The sequence below is a fragment of the Reichenbachiella versicolor genome (assembly GCF_003171675.1).
In the GTDB taxonomy this organism is placed as follows: Bacteria; Bacteroidota; Bacteroidia; order Cytophagales; family Cyclobacteriaceae; genus Reichenbachiella; species Reichenbachiella versicolor.
Map to the genome: position 1 here is coordinate 577,407 of NZ_QFZQ01000002.1, position 18,161 is coordinate 595,567.

The 18,161-nt window shown below is 39.3% G+C and carries 13 protein-coding genes; 4 read left to right on the forward strand and 9 right to left on the reverse strand.

Annotation, left to right across the window (positions count from 1 at the left end; translation table 11 throughout):
* Window positions 1-107: 107 nt before the first annotated feature.
* The 6 genes from DKG80_RS21415 to truA all read right to left on the reverse strand — a co-directional run bounded on the left by DKG80_RS21415 (window position 108) and on the right by truA (window position 10,247).
* A complete protein-coding gene (locus DKG80_RS21415) occupies window positions 108-6,434 on the reverse strand; it encodes a glycoside hydrolase family 48 protein (RefSeq protein WP_109830639.1) in 6,327 nt (2,108 codons plus the stop codon).
* A gap of 646 nt (window positions 6,435-7,080) precedes the next feature.
* Window positions 7,081-7,926, reverse strand: coding sequence for a hypothetical protein (locus DKG80_RS07215; RefSeq protein WP_109830640.1), 846 nt, complete (start codon window positions 7,924-7,926; stop codon window positions 7,081-7,083).
* Window positions 7,927-7,955: 29 nt separating this feature from the next.
* Window positions 7,956-8,192 (reverse strand): type II toxin-antitoxin system RelE/ParE family toxin, encoded by a 237-nt coding sequence (locus tag DKG80_RS21460; RefSeq protein ID WP_109830641.1) that lies wholly within the window; start codon window positions 8,190-8,192, stop codon window positions 7,956-7,958.
* A complete protein-coding gene (locus tag DKG80_RS07225; RefSeq protein ID WP_109830642.1) occupies window positions 8,189-8,407 on the reverse strand; it encodes a hypothetical protein in 219 nt (72 codons plus the stop codon). Before DKG80_RS07225 ends, DKG80_RS21460 begins: the two co-directional genes overlap by 4 nt.
* Before the next feature lie 602 nt (window positions 8,408-9,009).
* Complete coding sequence (locus DKG80_RS07230; protein ID WP_109830643.1) at window positions 9,010-9,321, reverse strand: hypothetical protein; 312 nt, start codon at window positions 9,319-9,321, stop codon at window positions 9,010-9,012.
* Window positions 9,322-9,470: 149 nt separating this feature from the next.
* Complete coding sequence (gene truA, locus DKG80_RS07235) at window positions 9,471-10,247, reverse strand: tRNA pseudouridine(38-40) synthase TruA (RefSeq protein ID WP_109830644.1); 777 nt, start codon at window positions 10,245-10,247, stop codon at window positions 9,471-9,473.
* A gap of 105 nt (window positions 10,248-10,352) precedes the next feature.
* Here truA and DKG80_RS07240 point away from each other — a divergent pair, with 105 nt between their 5' ends.
* The 4 genes from DKG80_RS07240 to cydB all read left to right on the forward strand — a co-directional run bounded on the left by DKG80_RS07240 (window position 10,353) and on the right by cydB (window position 15,334).
* On the forward strand, window positions 10,353-10,715 hold the full coding sequence (locus DKG80_RS07240) for a hypothetical protein (protein ID WP_109830645.1): 363 nt from the start codon (window positions 10,353-10,355) through the stop codon (window positions 10,713-10,715).
* Window positions 10,716-10,911: 196 nt separating this feature from the next.
* Window positions 10,912-12,705, forward strand: coding sequence for an acyl-CoA dehydrogenase family protein (locus tag DKG80_RS07245; protein ID WP_109830646.1), 1,794 nt, complete (start codon window positions 10,912-10,914; stop codon window positions 12,703-12,705).
* A 209-nt stretch (window positions 12,706-12,914) separates the two neighbouring features.
* Complete coding sequence (locus DKG80_RS07250; protein ID WP_109830647.1) at window positions 12,915-14,291, forward strand: cytochrome ubiquinol oxidase subunit I; 1,377 nt, start codon at window positions 12,915-12,917, stop codon at window positions 14,289-14,291.
* 5 nt (window positions 14,292-14,296) lie between these two features.
* Window positions 14,297-15,334 carry a cytochrome d ubiquinol oxidase subunit II gene (cydB, locus tag DKG80_RS07255; protein ID WP_109830648.1) on the forward strand — a complete coding sequence of 346 codons (1,038 nt, stop codon included), beginning with the start codon at window positions 14,297-14,299 and terminating at the stop codon, window positions 15,332-15,334.
* Between the two features lie 64 nt (window positions 15,335-15,398).
* On the opposite strand, the gene ispE is transcribed toward cydB, so the two are convergent.
* From ispE to ychF, 3 genes are all read right to left on the reverse strand, one after another.
* Window positions 15,399-16,220, reverse strand: a complete 822-nt coding sequence (ispE, locus tag DKG80_RS07260) for a 4-(cytidine 5'-diphospho)-2-C-methyl-D-erythritol kinase (RefSeq protein WP_109830649.1) — start codon at window positions 16,218-16,220, stop codon at window positions 15,399-15,401.
* Entirely contained in the window at window positions 16,214-16,987 is a 774-nt protein-coding gene (locus DKG80_RS07265) for a Stf0 family sulfotransferase (RefSeq protein WP_109830650.1), read from the reverse strand. Before DKG80_RS07265 ends, ispE begins: the two co-directional genes overlap by 7 nt.
* Window positions 16,988-17,057: 70 nt before the next feature.
* A complete protein-coding gene (gene ychF / locus DKG80_RS07270; RefSeq protein ID WP_109830651.1) occupies window positions 17,058-18,155 on the reverse strand; it encodes a redox-regulated ATPase YchF in 1,098 nt (365 codons plus the stop codon).
* Window positions 18,156-18,161: the final 6 nt, after the last annotated feature.

The following is an 18,161-nucleotide window of genomic DNA, read 5'->3' on the forward strand; positions in this document are numbered from 1 at the left end:
CCTCCTTATTAGTCCTATTACCCCTAGTATTTTTCTTTAGAGTCAAAACAAAAAAAGGCCAGAAGTACTAGCTTCTGACCCTCTTTGAATACAAAATAAAACTTCAATTATTGTTTCATCAGTTTAAAGTGTTGTTTTTCACCACTTGCTGTAGTTAGCTCTACGATATAGATACCAAAGCTCAAAGCAGAGATATCTATGGATGCGGTGTTAATTGAATTTTCAATCGATACACTTACTCTCTGATTTGAATTCACGTCATATATACGAACCGTTGCTCCTCTGAGTCCATGATTGCTCGAAATACTCAAATGTTGAGAAGCTGGGTTTGGAAACAACATTACTTCCAACTTCCCTTTGAAAGCATTAGAATCTGTAGACGCTGTTCTTGCATTAGAAGGTGCACAACTTGGCTCAGTAGAAGAATTACTGAAATAAATAGTAAACCCTCCTGTCTGAGAAACCAAGGCAAAATTGCCGCCATCGGTAGTCGCGTAGTAAGCTCCATCTAGACCGGCAATTCCTGATCCTGAAATAGTAATCGAAGGAGATGCTGATTTAAGCGTATGAGTACTTGCTCCAATCAAGTTAACCCACCATGATGGCTGTCCATTATTGGTACTCATCGAAAACTGATACAAACCATTATTGGTATTATCCCAGTTGATATTGAATGCTGTCACATTACTTAGGCTTGGACCACCTGTTCCTAACACATGAATGTTGTTATATCCACTGACCATAGATGGTAGACCTGCTGCCAATGGTGCTCCGAAACTACAATCTGGTAGATTGCTTGCTTCTATCATCACTGATACCATGTCACTTCCTCCGTTTCCATCACTCACTGTCAATGTCACCATATATGACCCTGCGACTGTATAGTCATGACTAACTAAAGCGCCTGCACCTGTCGTGCCATCTCCAAATGACCAGGAGTAGGATAATACATCTCCATCAGCATCTGTAGATGCTGAGGCATCGAAGTTCACTGTTAATGGTACAGAACCGCCAGTCACATCAGTCACTAGATTGGCTACTGGTGCAGTATTTCCTACAGTGACATCAATAGCGCTTGAAGTACGTGTATCAGAGCTATTATTGGTCGCTACAGCTGTCAGAGAATAAGCTCCTTGAACTACGCTAGACCATACCATTGAATAAGGACTGGTAGTGTCTACTCCCAAACTAACTCCATCTACGAAAAACTCCACTTGGGTAATAGAACCTGCACTGTCAGTTGCGTCTGCCGTGATCGTTACATTACTTCCTTCTACAAGCTTAGCACCATTTACTGGAGCGGTAATAGCCACATTAATAGTAGATTTTGGTCCAAAGAAATACCCAAATTCAGCATTGGCCAATGCTACTTCAATCTGTGCCCATGTCCTGTGATAGTTTTGTGTGTATTCTACTCCAGAGTTGTATGCCGTTTCTAGTGCAGCAAAATCTGGATCATTTTTCAGTCCTGATCTGATGTCTAGGAATTTGATACCTGATTTGATGGTATCTCCGTTTGGCATGTATCCTTCATATCCAGACGGTACATATACTTCCTGATCAAAGATTCTAGAGAAGTCTCCACGTGACTCTGGAGCAGATACTCCTTTATCATCTCTGTAGGTAGTCCACATACGATCCAAAACTTCCTGAGCTAAATCTCTAGCCGCAGTGTTTAAGGTTCCATATTTTTCTGTAGCCGCTGCGTAATAAGTCAGTGCTTTTGCCATAGAAGCTGCTATACCTAGATCTTTTCCATAGTCTGTCACTGTTACGCTCAACCCTGCATTGGTTCCTGGGTTCAATGGATCCCAAGTATCTGGCTCTCCTGACCAACTCAATGTAGCTGGAATATTAAAATCATCGGTTCCTATCAGTTGTACTTCGCTGATTACCCAGCTAGACCATTTATCCATAAGGCTCTTAGCCATCGGGTCGTTGGTGATGTAGTAGTACTCAGCTATTCTCTCCATCGACCATGCTTGCCAACCAAACCAAGTTCCACTTCCTGGATCGTGATATACTGGATCGGTATCGTAGGCCATATCATAGAATGTAGCTTTTCCTACAGGATACGTGCTGTAGTCTCCATTCCAGCTATTGGTAGCACCTCCAGCGATAGCTCCGTTGGGTGCTTGTAGCCAAGTATAGAACTCCAACTGACGATTCAAGCTTTCCGTCCAGTCTCTCACTCCATTTTGTGATTGAGGTTTCAATGCATTTACTTGAGTCAGTGCGTAAGCTGCTATTGGGTTTTGATAACCAAAATGACAGTGACTAGAGCTGATTCTAAATGCCCATGCTGAGGCTGGATCTGCAGATCCTCCCCATGAAGTATACCATGACATCAAGTAATGTGCACTTTCGTACCCTTGTCCAGCTCCTGAGGTAGCACTTTGCACTCCTAGTGGTTTGAAGTATTTGTCAAACATGGATAGTCTTAGGTAGTCTCCCATCTTTGTAGCTTTGTCCAATGGCAAAGTAGCTGGATCTAGTCCTTGCTCTTGTATGTATTCATATGCCCAATACATCGCCTGAACTGCTCTAGCATCTGCATCTGGTGCTGAAGTATATCGCCACTGCTTAGCATAATTCGGGTCTTCTACAAAGAGTGGTAAGTATCCGTCGTCTCCTCCCCAGTCAAAGGATTCCCAAGAAGGGTGAGGTATTGTTTCGAATACGGATTCTTGTTCACCTCTCTGGAAAGTATTGATGTATGAAGGTGTACTTACACCATCACCTCTATTACCATAGCCATAGAAATTATCATTGTCTAATAACCAGTGCATCAAATAAACATCGTCTCCATATTCGGCAGTTAGATCCGCAGACACTGGATCTACTCCTACTGGGGCATTGAATAGAAGAGGAGATGGATAATTACTTGGCAAAGGAAACTCCGCAGCATATGCAGCTGGGCTTGATGGATTATAAGCTGCGTTAGTAGGTTGATCCGCGTTAGTAGGAATGATCATTCGTTCCATCGCATCCCACACATCACTTACAGGTTGCCAGTCTTCGGTTACCCTACCATACATTACTTCCAACCACAACCAGTATGAATATAGCTCACTGGTGGATTCGTGCCCATGATCTGGTGCTTCTACGATAAGAGACTCAACAGAGTGATGAGGTGATCCATCTGCACTGAAATAGCCATTCGCTGGATCATAAATCTCATCTCTCATTTCAAGAAAACGATCTACGTAAATGTTATTTGCCGCACCTGTATTGTTTACGCTATTGGAAGGTAAGACTGCTCCAGATGAGTTAATCGATAATGGAGCCGTTCCGCTAAGTGTCGTTACTAGATCTGTCGATAAAGTAGCTGGACTATTTCCACAATCTGGTGCTACAGGATTATTGCTAAAGTAGATGGTAAATCCGCCTGTCTTAGATACCATTACAAAATTACCTGCATCTTCAGTTACCCAATAGTCTCCATCCAATCCTGTGAATCCCGTTCCGGCAAGGGTCAAAGCAGGCTGTGGTGAGTTAAAGTTTTGCGTCGCTGTAGGTATTAAATTATTCCACCAATTTGGCACACCGTTCGTAGTCAAGATAGAAAACTGGTACAATCCATTGTTGGGAACATCCCAGTTGATGGTGAAATTATTGAGGTTGCTAAGATCAGGGCCTCCATTGCCCAATACATGAGCGTGAGAGAATGAAACATTACTAAATGTAGGTAAACCTGTACTGCTCGGAGTATCAAACCCACAATTGGAGACTTCATTAGCTGTAATGACCTGCGTCGCCGTTCCTGTTTTAACTCCTGATGTCGCTGTCAATGTGACCGTGTAACTTCCTGCAGTAGCGTAAGTAGATGTACTGTTCACTCCTGTTCCTGAAAGACCATTTCCAAAATCCCAACTATATGAAAGCGTTCCGCCTTCTGGATCTGAAGACTCTGACGCATCAAAGCTTACTGTCAATGGAATAGTCCCGGTATCAGGTGTCGCAGTGAATGATACGATCAAAGAGCCATCTGTTACAGATAATATCTGAACCACAGGGTCACTATCTCTACTACCATCATTGACTATCAATGTGACAGTATAGTTTCCTTCTAAGTTATAAACATGACTTGGCGATGCTAAAGTAGATGTGCTACCGTCTCCAAAGTCCCATAAATATGTCAGCGGGTCTCCATTAGGGTCACTTGATCCTGTCCCATCGAAATTGAAAGTAGCTGGTGCTACTCCAGAAACATTATCTACTGCAATAGCTGCTATCGGTGCATCGTTGCTATCCAGTACTTCAATAGTTTCCGTAGCCGTGTCTGAATTGGCTCCATCACTGACGGTCAGTACTACTACATTGTCTCCTATATTGGTGTAGGTGTGCGTAACTGTAGCTCCAGAACCCGTAGCACCATCACCAAATACCCAACTATATGTCAAAGGATCGCCATTAGGATCTGAGGAATTCGTAGCGTCAAATGTTACTACCAATGGTTCCTTACCGGAAATCGGAGTTGCTGTAAAACTTGCGCTTGGAGTATCGCCTCCATTAGGTTCATTCCCAAAAACTAAAACGCCATCATCATAAACTGGAATGTTCGTACTTTCAACTTCGGTTCCTCCTCCTAGGCCATTTGCTGACCAGTCATTGGCTACGTCATAAGGTACTCCGTTAGATACTCTGAAGTTTAACTGTACCTCTCTTCTGAATGCTGGATCTCCTACTGGAGCTATTGCTTCCCCTACTAAGGATACTTCTGCATAGTATATGTTATTAGTTGCATCCCAAGTACCGACTGTCAAAGTACTAGATCCTTGAACTGAGTTCAGTTGAGGAGTATAGTCAGATATAGTATAGCCTTGAGCTACACCTTCACTGATATCAAAGAAGTATCTAAATGACAATTTATCAGTCACTCGTGCAGGCCATGCAGTTCTATTTTGAACCAATATTCGGACTGTACTTCCAGATGCATTGTTACTATTGAACTTTGAAAATGTTCTAACTTCAGCTCTAGTGGGTACCTCAGGCTGTGGGAAGTTCGTCAGTGGCGTTCCTCCATATTCGGAGTACATTCTAGCCATTACTCCTGTAAACCCTGCGTTGTAATCACAAGCTACTTCATTAGCTACATGTTCATTTCGGTCATCTGCGAACTCATCATTATTAGGATTTTTGGGTCCTCCGACTAATGCACCGTACAGGGTATGACTTGGCAATACTGGCTCACCATTCACATTATTAGTCCAGTTACCGTGATTACCTCTGTGATGAGGATTATATGCTGGATTGTTTCCATATCCTACCACGAAGCTTCTATTGATCGGGTTGGTACCTAATGAATAGTCCGCAATGAATTTAGCAAATGTGGTATAACGTTGTTGTTGAGCTGGGTCAGTAGATACCTTGTCACTATAGATCAAACAAAGCAAAGCCTCATTGTTTGCATACCTAAGTGTCCCCCACTGTCTGATATGTGGCAACCCTCCTGGAGTAGTTGGTACTTGCTCAGATCCTCCTCCAGCGAAATAATCAAGGTTCCGCTCAGCATCGGTTTTGTATTTATTCTTACCTGTAAGCTGTGCCAACAGTACATACGCTCCATACGCTTTATCATCCCATGATAGGGCTTCTTTATATTTAGCGATAGTACCTTGACCTTCACGCTGCATATTGTCATACTCAGCTTCTGCTTTCATTAAGTACTGGTTATCATTAGTCGCTCTGTACAACCAGATAGCTCCCCAGACGATTTCATCTTGATAGCTACTAAAAGATCTATAATATCCAGCTGCATCAGTGATAGAGTTAGAGTATTCTCCTCTGTAATTGTCCGCAAAGCTGTATAGCTCTTCGGCATGCTGAACCAACAATGCACTATAGGCTGGATCGTCATTGGCAAACAATATACTGGCTGCTGACAGCGCAGCTGCCGCCTCTGCTGCTAAGTCTGATCCTGGATGAGCGGTATCTATTTTATAGGATGGTCTGTCTGGTAAGTAAACTTCTGGAGATCCCCACCAAGCATGATCACGTCCTCCATGTCCTACTTGTCCATAGAACTCATTTGGAGCGGTATGACACTTTAATAGATAATCTGTAACATATCTGATGTTTCTCTTGAGTATATCTAATTGACCCGCATCTCTATACGCGTCTTCATACTCTATAGCTCCCCAACATAATATGGTCACTGAATAAGACATTGGGAAATTAAACTTGACATGATCTCCAGCATCATACCATCCACCATTTAGGTCTAATCCTACATCAGCACCATCTGTGGTAGTAGCGTCTGCTCGCCAACTTACACGATTCCAATCGGGCAAGAATCCTGACTGCTGCGCTTCATAAAAGAACAAAGACTTTTGCAGTACCTCTCCATAGTTGTGTTGTGCCATGACATAACTACAATGAAGCAGTAGTATGGCAACAACCAACGCGGTCATTTTTTGGGATAAATTTCTCATAGAAATAGTATTTATGTTAATAATCAAACAACTAATACTTAAACCTATGATGGGTAGTCAAAAGGGACTTTTGCTATAATCCCAAAGACTATAATCCTGAAAAAAGGACTATGATTATTTTGTCAAAACCTATTGTTATTTTCTCATTTGGACTGGATTAAGGCCTTTCAGTTCCACAGAACCTTGTTTAGTACTGTCTTTGAGAGCTGATTTTGATTTGCCGTTAAGACGATGAATTATATAACAATGGATCTATTGAGTAAGCAATTGATTAGTGTTTTTATATGCTGTAGAGAATGAAACACTAAGGAATGAGTTCTAGTCTTTTAAATTTTTAACGAAGCTTTCTTATCTCCTCTATAAGTTCATCAGGATCTTGCCTATTGTCAGTAATTGTGATTATCTCAATCTCCTGATCTTTGACTCTATAATAGAAGGAGGTTAATTTCTACACAACGACTCTATATGCTTGGGGGCGTTTGTTACGTAGTTTGTTTCTATAAGAATATGGTCTAATCTTTGATTCTATTCATATATTTTTGATTTACAATGTGGCTTATCACAGATTTGAAGGGGCTTCTAAGAGCTCTGCAACTTCTTTTACCACTATATCGCCCTGTAGACATATCGATTGTTACCAGCATTTTTAGAAAAGTGACTTCATCGACTTCAATAGAAATTTTATTTGATTCTCATGTGTAGTCATAATGTTAGAAATCAGATTACCATTAATACTAGATGGTTTCATTTTTTCAAAAACAATGATTCCATGCGGATTGTCGGCATCAATACTGTTGAAACGATATATATAAAATGCACAGCTTCTCATTGTGAGCTTTTTCAACCGTTCGTCAGTAATTGTGCAATTTTTCTTCATATAGTTTTTATAGGAGCTTCCTCCCTTCTTCCATTCAGGAATATCGTGAATTTCAAAAGTGTCTTGATGCCAACCTTTAGCGATAAATCCTTCTTCATCTGAATAAACCTCCTGACCTCTCTTGTTGTAAGTAGGGTTGTTTGCGTATCTTCCTAGTAGTCTAAAATGAGTTCCTTCGTGTTTGTATAAGCTCACTCTACCATTACCCTCTGTTGTTTTAAAAAACTCACTGAAAATTTCTTGAATTTGATTGCTACAAAGTTTGAAATATTCCTCCTTCAGGATTTCAATACGATCAACTAAGCCGTTGTTAATGGTATCTAGTTCATTTAGCTTAAGGTATTTCTTATTACTTATGCTTGATGAAATAATTCCGATGATACTTAATAAGACTCCCAAGATAATAAGTGCGAGATTAAGTTCTTTCCAAGTATAACCTAAGAGTAATTTATTGGTGCTATCAGATTTAATATCAGCTAGTAGAAAGAGATAAGCACCTGACAAGGTAATTAATTGATTTTTATTTGGGTTGAGGATTGTCCGTACAATAGGGAAAGCCCAAGCTATAAGAAGAAGTAAAAGGTAACCAACTAAATAAAGAATATCTAAGCTCACTGAATAAGTTAAATTAATGAGGGCGCAATTTACTTTTTTAAGATTACAAACTGAAGATAGTTGCTGGCAACGCTCTTATAAATATCATTAATCGAATCGTACCTTCGGCATGATTCAGGAAAACTCTCAATTTTAGCAACTGCTTGCTTGAGTTCCTTTAAAAATTTTTGCTTTGATTTTTCACCCCAATTCAAGGTTAGATATTCAATAAGGGATTCTAATTTAAATTCCGCTACAAAAGAAAGGTAAACCTTGTGTTTATTCATGAAAACTTAGACATAAAAGAATCAAACGATGTTCTTTTACCTTCATTCAGTTCGGTTAATGCAATTTCAATTTCCTCCTTTTCTGTATCGGTAAGCGTGTTAGTAAATTCGTCTTGACTATCCACTATCAACGCTTTAATCTCCTCTATAACTCTTGGGTTATCAAGGTTCAGAATCAACTTTGCAAGTTCTATTTTAGAGGTTTGAATATCCATACTCAAAGATAATATACTAAAAACAAACCTCTGATTTGATCTACATCATTTTCAATCTTATTGAATCATTCTCTTAATGATATGTTTTAGAAGCAATAACAGATTAATTCAGACTTCAACCATCTCCATGTTAGACATGGAACCTTCCCCTCGTAACATGGAGGGGGGAAAGCCTAACATGGAGGACAAGCTTACTGGCATGGAGCATGCTAATTGTAACATGAGAAGATAAGATTGTAACATGGGAAGACAACCTTGTAACATGGAGGGGTATAGCACCAACATGGAGGGTAAGAAAATCACATGGAGAAGTTGTCTGGTGTTTAAAATCTACCTCATGCTAATTTCAAACTAAAGATGAAATCGTAGTGTCTCATTGATAGTTCAATCTGCACAATGCATTCCCAAGTCTAAACAACTTCTTGTTGTTTGATAGTTATAGGGTAGGAAGTAAAAAGAGATTGCTTCAAAAAGAAACAATCTCTTAGTAAAATATTCTGTTTTGAGCGCAAAATGGGTTGATTCAACATCTACTTGAGATAGTCAAATTACAATACATCAGCTCTATGTAACTCTGGATATATCTGAAATTCGGAGAATAATTAGTCTTCTTCAGTCCATTCAACTTCGATCTTAGGTATGCTTGCAGATCTTCCCATCCTTTGGTTCAAAACTAGTAGACCTTGAGGTCCCACATCATTTATTTCCAAAGTTTTCGAATCGTTTCCTGCTAACTGCCCTTCATAAATTTGTCCCGCAGTAGGAAAAAACACAGTAATACTAGCTTGTGTATCAGCATCAATATTTTTGATAACTAATTTGTACGAATGATTTGGCTCACCATTTAATAATGCGTAATCGCCTTGACCAACAATCTTAGTTGTTAATTCAACATCTGCTTCTAATTCTTTCATAACGTTTTATAGGTTGTTTTATTAATAAGTTACAGCTTATAATTATCATTCATGCACCCGAACTACATTATTAACACACTGACAACAAATAGATAACAAACCTAAAATCTTACTATCTCAGAAGCTCATCTATTCAAAATAGATAAAACTCATTTAAAGCTAACTGCATTCAGCATCAACCCACTGGCTGGAGCTACATAAGTCACAGGGTTGTGCTCTTTGGCATCTATAAGCGCTTGCATTTCTTCAAGAGTGATATCTCCCCTACCTAGATTGATCAAGCACCCCATCATGATCCGAACTTGATGGCGCATGAAACCTTTTCCTCTGACTTTAAATACATAACTTTTCTCAGGAAAGAAGCTTGCAGTCATCATATCATTGGCAACAATCTCTGCTGAATCTATACTACGACGAGTAACAGTGTCTTCTTTGGGTTTGTAGGCAAAATTGATAAAGTCGTGCTCTCCTTCTAGCAGTTTAGCGCCTTGCTTCATTAGCTCAATGTCCAACTCACCTAGCAAGCAACACATGTATGGTGCCGCGAAAGGGTGATTCTTTTGACCATAAGAAAATAAGTAGGTGTACTCCTTGGTCTTAGGGTCATTGATGACATTGAACTCCTTCCCTACCTCTTCTATACTTAGAGCACGAATATCGGCAGGTAAGTTTTCATTGAACTTGACAAGAAAGCTGTCAATCTCAATCGGATCATCAAGGAATAATTCAAAATAGGATTGGTTTGCAGAAACTAGTGCATCTGTACGTCCAGTGATGAGGACTTTGAACTTAGCCCCATCAAGCACATACCTGAGTGTACGCTCTACCATTCTCTGAACGGTATTTACTTCTGGTTGTATCGCCCAACCATGATATCTAAATCCCAAGTACTGGATCTCAACCAGATAGAAGAATTTACTTTTCACTTTGCTATTGACTTATCCAAAAGCGAATTTGAGGTAACTTCATGAATCAAGAAGCGATTCTTTGCGTTTTTATTCATTTGGCGTTTTAATTTGATTGTATCCTTTATGAATTGGCTACTACTTCTCAGCGGAATTTTAAGCATCTTACTGGTCACTGCTCATAGTATCATCGGCGAATTAAAAATTTTTAGAAGCTCCAAAAACTCACCACAAGGCATGTATAAAGGTATTCTATGGGCTAGTTGGCATGCTCTCACATTATTCGGTTACGTCTGTGGAAGTTTGTTGATCTTCATGGCTTGTAATACTTTTGTAATAGCTACTAGATATGGGGCTTTCAGTTTATATGCGATTTTAGCAACCTACCTTATATCTGCACTATTAATATTCTCCGCTACCAAAGGCAAACATCCAGCATGGGGTGTTCTTTTAATTATTTCGGTGCTTTTGACCTCAGTGGTTTATTAATCAATCCATTCCAAAATTAATTTGAGGCATCAAAGGGGTTCTTTTGATACCGCTGGCTTTCAGCATCATATAACCAATTCATGACAATAGTCGTTAATTAGATTAATTTATTATGCATGCAGAGTATTTTTTAGTATATTTCAAATACGCTGCAAAACATGCAGATGATTATTGACAACTATAAGACCCTTTTATTATGGAAGCTGTACAAGAAAAACGAACGATCAGAGGCGGTGAATACTTAGTCTGGGAGACTGATGCACAAGAAGTATTTATCCCCGAGGAATTTACTGAGGAACAAAAAATGATGGCAGCTGCCACTCAGGATTTCATTGAAAAAGAAATCGAACCAAACCGAGAAAAGATCGAAAAACAAGAAGGTACAGTAGTTCCAGACATCATGACTAAAGCTGGCGAACTAGGTCTTCTGGGCATTTCTGTTCCTGAGGAATATGGTGGTATGGGAATGAGTTTCAATACTTCCATGCTCATCGCAGATATATTAGGATCTACAGGATCATTTTCAACTACTTATGGCGCACACACTGGTATCGGTACTCTACCGATTCTCTACTATGGTACTGAAGAACAAAAGCAAACTTACCTTCCCAAAATCGCTACTGGCGAATGGAAAGCTTGCTACTGTCTAACAGAGCCGGATGCTGGTTCAGATGCTAACTCTGGAAAGACTAAGGCAACCCTAACAGACGACGGAAAACATTACTTGATTAGTGGTCAAAAGATGTGGATCTCTAATGGTGGCTTTGCCGATCTATTCATAGTCTTCGCCAAAATTGATGATGACAAGAAATTAACAGCTTTTATAGTAGAGAAATCATTCGGTGGCATCACAATGAATGATGAGGAAGTAAAACTAGGAATCAAAGGATCTTCCACCAGACAGGTTTTCTTCAACGACACCAAAGTACCTGTTGAAAATATGCTATCTGAAAGAGAGAATGGATTTAAAATAGCTGTAAATATTCTAAACATAGGACGTATCAAACTAGGCGCTGGCGTATTGGGTGGCTGTAAAGATGTGGTCAATAAATCAACAAATTATGCCAATGAAAGAAAGCAGTTTGGCACTTCTATATCTTCTTTCGGCGCTATCAAGCACAAACTTGCCGAAATGGCTATTAAAACTTGGGTGACTGAATCTATTTGCTATCGTGCTGGTCAGAATATTGATGATAAAATAGAAGATCTTATTAGCAGAGGAACACCTGATCACGAAGCTAAATTGAAAGCATTTGAACAGTTTGCTATAGAGTGTGCTATTGCTAAAATTCATGGTTCAGAATCTATCGATTATGTAGTAGATCAAGGTGTGCAGGTGTATGGAGGTATGGGATTCTCTGAAGAAGCTCCTATGGCCAGAGCTTATAGAGATGCTCGTATTTGTCGTATCTATGAAGGCACTAATGAAATCAATCGAATGCTAATGGTCGGCATGGTACTCAAGCGAGCCATGAAAGGTGAACTCAATATCATGGAGCCTGCCATGGCAGTAGCTAAAGAATTAACCGCAGTACCTTCTTTTGAGACTCCAGACTTGTCTCAACCTTTCGCTGAGGAAAAAGAAGTATTAAAGAGACTAAAAAAATCAGTACTTATGGTGGCTGGTAAAGCAGCTCAGACATTTGGCCCAGCTTTTGAACAAGAGCAAGAGATCATGATGAATGTAGCGGATATGATGATTGAAATCTATGCTGCGGAGTCTGCGATCTTGAGAGCAGAGAAATTGACAAGCATGCAAGGTAATGCGGCTTCTTTGCAAGCTAATATGGCTAAAATATACTTGTACGAAGCTTCTGAGAAAATCAATAAGGCTGGCAAAGACGCTATTATTTCATTTACTCAAGGGGATGAACAAAGAGTGATGCTGATGGGATTGAAAAGATTTACTAAAATGAACCCTGTTAACGTGAAGGAGATAAGAAGGGAGGTAGCAGATCATCTAATTGCAGAAAATAAGTATGCAATCTGATGTAAAAGTGACAATTATACTTTTGAGAGAAGTAGCCGTTCCGAATTTCGGAACGGTTTTTTTCTGGCCAAGATTCAATACTTCCCCCCCTGTCGATACTGGATATTTAAGCCATAAACCCCCTTCTTAGAAACGACTTGTCATGAGTGGGCTAAATTTTATTTAATTGTATCAAAGACTCCGTGTAAATTGCAAGCAAAAAACTGCCTATGGATACCGAAATCCTCGCGCGCATTCAGTTTGCATTTACAATAGCCTTCCACTACATCTACCCTCCTCTTAGTATCGGTCTTGGATTGATCATGGTGATTTTCGAGTCACTCTACATTCGTACCAAAAACGAAAAGTATCACACACTCGCTAAGTTTTGGACCAAAATTTTCGCACTGACCTTTGGAATCGGAGTGGTCACTGGTATAGTAATGGAGTTTGAGTTTGGGACTAATTGGGCTACTTATTCTAGATATGTTGGAGATGTCTTTGGTAGTGCATTAGCTGCGGAAGGCATATTTGCCTTTGCTCTTGAAAGTGGCTTTCTTGGAGTTCTACTATTTGGTTGGAATAGAGTCAAGCCTTGGGTTCACTTAGTTTCGACTATGGGAGTATTCTTCGGATCAATGTTTTCAGCAGTCTGGATTGTAATTGCTAATAGTTGGCAACAAACTCCAGCAGGGTATCACGTCGTTGGTGAAGGTTTGAATGCCAGAGCCGAAATCACAGACTTTTGGGCGATGGTCTTCAACCCCTCTAGTGTCGATAGACTCAGTCATGTATGGTTAGGGGCGTTTCTGTCAGGAGCATTTTTGGTATTAAGTGTACATGCTTATTACTTGGTAAAAGGTCGATATGTAGAAATTTCTAAAACTGCTTTTAAAATAGCCTTGGTCGTAGCTACTATTTTCTCTTTGGGCCAGTTACTTACTGGTCATCACTCAGCCGACGGAGTAGCAATCAATCAACCTGCTAAACTTGCGGCTCTAGAAGGACACTTCGAAGCTGAAGCAGCTGCAGATATGTACATATTGGGTTGGGTAAATAAAGAGGAACAATCTGTGACCGGTATCAAAGTACCCGGTGGATTATCCTTTCTCCTTCATCAAGATTTCGAAACACCAGTGACTGGACTAAATGCTTTTCCTGAAGACGAACGTCCCCCTCAGGTCAATGCCGTATTCCAGTTTTACCACATTATGGTTGCGATAGGTATGACTTTGATTGGATTGAGTTTGTTAGGCTGTTTTTATTGGTGGAAAGGAAAACTTTTCGAAACCAAATGGTTGCTCACTGCATTTATATTCGCTGCGCTCCTACCGCAAATCGCCAATCAAGCAGGATGGTTTGCAGCCGAAATGGGTAGACAACCTTGGGTGGTATATGGATTGCTTAGAACCTCTGAGGCATTTTCGCAAGCTGTGAGTGCCAATCAGATAATGTTCTCTTTAATTCTCTTCTTCTTCGTTTATCTCCTGCTATTCATTTTGTTTGTTTACTTACTTGATAAGAAAATCAAACACGGCCCATACGATGAGACACTTGTAGACGATAGACCCAATACTCAAGGCATCATGGATGCTATTAAAGCTTAATCATTATGGAAACTTTATTTGGAATAGATTACCCTACCCTTTGGTTTTTAGTAGTTGGTGGGTTGTTTTCAGGATATGCCATTTTAGATGGTTTTGATTTTGGGGCTGGCGCTTGGCATTTATTCTTTAAGAAGGAAGAAAACCGTCGAATAGCGCTCAATGCTATTGGCCCTGTATGGGATGGGAATGAGGTATGGTTAGTTATTGGTGGAGGAGCACTATTTGCAGGATTCCCAGTCATGTATGCTACATTCTTGTCATCGATGTACGTTCCATTCATGCTCTTTTTAGTGTTCATTATATTCAGAGCTATAGCAATAGAATTTCGAGGCAAAGAACCTATGAAATGGTGGAGGCAGACTTGGGACGTATGCTACAGTGTATCTAGTATCACCTTAGCTTTTCTCCTAGGCGTTGTTCTTGGTAACGTCATCCAAGGAATAGCAATAGGTCCAGAATACTCTTATGAAGAAGCTGGGTTCTTTGAGTTCTTGAATCCTTATGCTCTTATCACTGGTGTAACTACGCTATCTCTTTTCATGACTCATGGCGCAATTTATCTACTGTTAAAAACTGAGGGCAGATTATTTGCTAAGATGAAGTTTCTTCTTAGAGGCGGCATCATATTCTTCATTATCAGTTTTACAGTGATGTCCATTTATACATTGCTTTTCATCCCTCATTTAACAGACGACTTCAAGGAGACACCTATACTATTCATAGTTCCTATCCTGACGTTTTTAAGTGTAGCTAACGTTCCTAGATTAGCCAACAAAAAGAAGTATGGGCAGGCATTCGCATTCACGTCCTTGACTATAAGTCTTCTACTAGTTCAAGTCGCAATTGAAGTCTATCCTAAGCTTCTATTTTCCACTGTAGATCCAATGTATGATTTAGACATCTATAACTCCGCAGCTTCTGACAAATCTTTGGGAATGATGTTGATAATGGTGGCTATTGGCACACCTCTAGTTCTTAGCTATACATTTTTTGTTTATAAGACCTTTAGTGGAAAAGTACAGCTAGACGAAACAAGTTATTAAATGTAATCACAGTACAGAATCCAATTCTGTGCTGTGACTTATTGTACCCAAGTGGACAATGCCGTTATATCGATAACTGAGAAATAAATGTAGGCATATCCCCAAAATGTAATTTTAAATCCAGCTCATCAGCTTCAGAAGGAAACAAGCCATACACAGAAGCTCCACTTCCTGTCATACTCACATAGTCCGCTCCCAGAGTGTATAGTTTATCTTTCAAAGAAAGAATTTCTGGATAAGCATCAAAAACAGAGGGTTCAAAGTCATTTTTTAATTGGCTTTTCCAATTTGTCACCGGACTGTTTAATATGTCTTTGATTTCTACATTAGGCTTTTGGGGCATCACTTGGCTAAACGCAATCTTAGTAGGTACATGAATCATAGGGTTGACTATAACCACTTTGTATCTAGACAAATCCAAATCAATATCATCGAATATCTCACCGATACCTGAAACTAATACGGGTTTGTTTTCAATAAAGAAAGGGCAATCTGCACCGAGTTTCTTGGCATAACTCTGCAATTGTTCTATTGTCAAGTTGAGACCAAACTCTTTATCAAGCATCTTAAGTGCAAAAGCACCATCAGCAGAACCTCCTCCAAGACCTCCCCCCATAGGAATTACTTTGTGAAGATGAATGTGTACGGAACCTATGTCATAATCTGTCTTAAGTAATTCGTATGCCTTCACACAAAGGTTTGATTCGGTCTTTCCTGGGATTTCAAGTCCTGAAGATGAGAATTTAAATTCATCTGACGGCACTATTTCCAAAGCATCCTTCCAGTTTACAGGAATAAAACAAGAGGATATATTATGATAGCCATCTGGACGTTTCGAAACTATATCTAGCCCTAGATTGATCTTTGCGTTTGGGAATGTCAGCATTTGAATTTGGTATTATTCTTATCGAAAGAGGTTTTTATTTCTTGCCAATTTTCAAGCCACTCTTCAGTTTTTGAAGGTGTAACTTGTACAAAAGTAGACTTTTTCATTTCCGCAATTGGTAAATCTAAAAATGCTCTAATACTTGAAAGTGTAGTTATCTGATCTTCAAATAATGACTCATAGGAAATAGACACAACCTTCTTAAATCTACCTCTTTCGAAAAAAGCCTTTTCTTGACACTCTGATTCAGCAATTTGACTAATTACTTGTTCTGGGTTTAGTCTTATTTTTCCAACATTTATATCTTTCTTTTTTATGTTATACAAGCCCGTTTTCCTAGCTCTTAAGAAAGAAACTGCATGAATCAATTTATCTTCTCTATTCAAGTATATCGCTTTACAATTTGAATCAGCTAGACACTTTTCTACTTGTGGATAGGCTTCCAATTGATCTAAACTTATTTTGAAACCTTTCAAACCTAAATGGCTGCTTTCACCAGGCAACAAATAAGATTGAATTAGATATTTAAGAGGGAAATTAAACCTCGACCTTGAAAAAGATTGCCTATTGAACAAAAAGGCTATTAGCCTATTCAAAAGATTTGATCTCAAAAAAACATTAAAAGAATTGTTCTCATAAATAGATCGATCGAAGACTTCACCATCCATAGAAATGTCTTCATAGTTATCCAGAGTTTCCAATAGATACCATGATCCACTTCGACCAGGAGTGATGATTACAAAATCGTATTTGAGATTATTCCTCATAAAACAAAAAAGCGCTATTCTTTCACAAGAATACCGCTTATTCAAAATCTTTTATGCTCAGATCAACATATCAAACATTGAATCTAAAATGCATTACATCTCCGTCAGCCACTATGTATTCTTTACCTTCTACTCTTAGCTTTCCAGCTTCTTTACAGCCAGCTTCCGTTTTATATTCTTGATAATCTGGAATTTTGATTACCTCTGCCTTGATAAATCCTTTCTCGAAGTCTGTGTGAATCACACCAGCAGCTTGAGGAGCCTTCCAACCTTTCTTTATCGTCCAAGCTCTTACTTCAGTCTTACCCGCAGTAAAATAGGTGATCAAATCTAGTAACTCATAAGCGGCTCTAATCAGTTTATCCAAACCTGATTCTGTCAATTCATATTCTTCCAAAAACATCTGCTTATCTTCTGGATCATCCAATTCAGCTATCTGAGATTCGATACTTGCGCTAACTGTAATTACTTGAGCACCTTCATTAGCTACAGCAGCTTTTAAAGCTTCCACATGTTCATTTCCAGTATGAATAGCTGTCTCTTCTACATTCGCTACATAGATTACTGGTTTGATTGTCAAAAGTTGAAGTGGGCCTACAACTTCTTTTCTCTCATCCGTTAGTTCAAGTTCACGAGCATTCTTACCTGATTCAAGTAAATCTCTATACTCATATAATACCTCTACAACAGCCTTTAATTTAGCATCACCAGATTTAGCAGCTCTTTCATTCTTTTGGATTTGCTTCTCTATTGACTCAAGGTCTTTCAATTGAAGCTCTGTATCTATTACCTCCTTATCCGCTACTGGATTGACGTGACCATCTACATGGACAATGTTGTCGTCATTGAAGCATCTAGTTACATGGACAATAGCATCAACTTCACGAATATTGGCTAAAAACTTATTACCAAGCCCTTCTCCTTTGCTAGCTCCTTTTACCAATCCTGCTATATCTACGAATTCAATCACAGTAGGGAGAACTTTCTCTGGGTCAACTAACCCTTCAAGAATCTGAAGTCTCTCATCAGGGACAGAAATCACTCCTACATTTGGTTCGATAGTACAGAAAGGAAAATTGGCAGCCTCTGCCTTGTTGCTTGATAGTGCATTGAACAGTGTTGACTTACCTACATTTGGCAAACCTACAATCCCGCATTGCAATCCCATGGTATA

Coding starts and splice junctions, on each gene's coding strand:
- DKG80_RS21415 (WP_109830639.1), bottom strand. CDS start 6,434: ATGAGAAATTTATCCCAAAAAATGACCGCGTTGGTTGTTGCCATACTA.
- DKG80_RS21460 (WP_109830641.1), bottom strand. CDS start 8,192: ATGAATAAACACAAGGTTTACCTTTCTTTTGTAGCGGAATTTAAATTA.
- DKG80_RS07225 (WP_109830642.1), bottom strand. CDS start 8,407: ATGGATATTCAAACCTCTAAAATAGAACTTGCAAAGTTGATTCTGAAC.
- DKG80_RS07230 (WP_109830643.1), bottom strand. CDS start 9,321: ATGAAAGAATTAGAAGCAGATGTTGAATTAACAACTAAGATTGTTGGT.
- DKG80_RS07240 (WP_109830645.1), top strand. CDS start 10,353: ATGAATTGGCTACTACTTCTCAGCGGAATTTTAAGCATCTTACTGGTC.
- DKG80_RS07245 (WP_109830646.1), top strand. CDS start 10,912: ATGGAAGCTGTACAAGAAAAACGAACGATCAGAGGCGGTGAATACTTA.
- DKG80_RS07250 (WP_109830647.1), top strand. CDS start 12,915: ATGGATACCGAAATCCTCGCGCGCATTCAGTTTGCATTTACAATAGCC.
- cydB (WP_109830648.1), top strand. CDS start 14,297: ATGGAAACTTTATTTGGAATAGATTACCCTACCCTTTGGTTTTTAGTA.
- ispE (WP_109830649.1), bottom strand. CDS start 16,220: ATGCTGACATTCCCAAACGCAAAGATCAATCTAGGGCTAGATATAGTT.
- DKG80_RS07265 (WP_109830650.1), bottom strand. CDS start 16,987: ATGAGGAATAATCTCAAATACGATTTTGTAATCATCACTCCTGGTCGA.
- ychF (WP_109830651.1), bottom strand. CDS start 18,155: ATGGGATTGCAATGCGGGATTGTAGGTTTGCCAAATGTAGGTAAGTCA.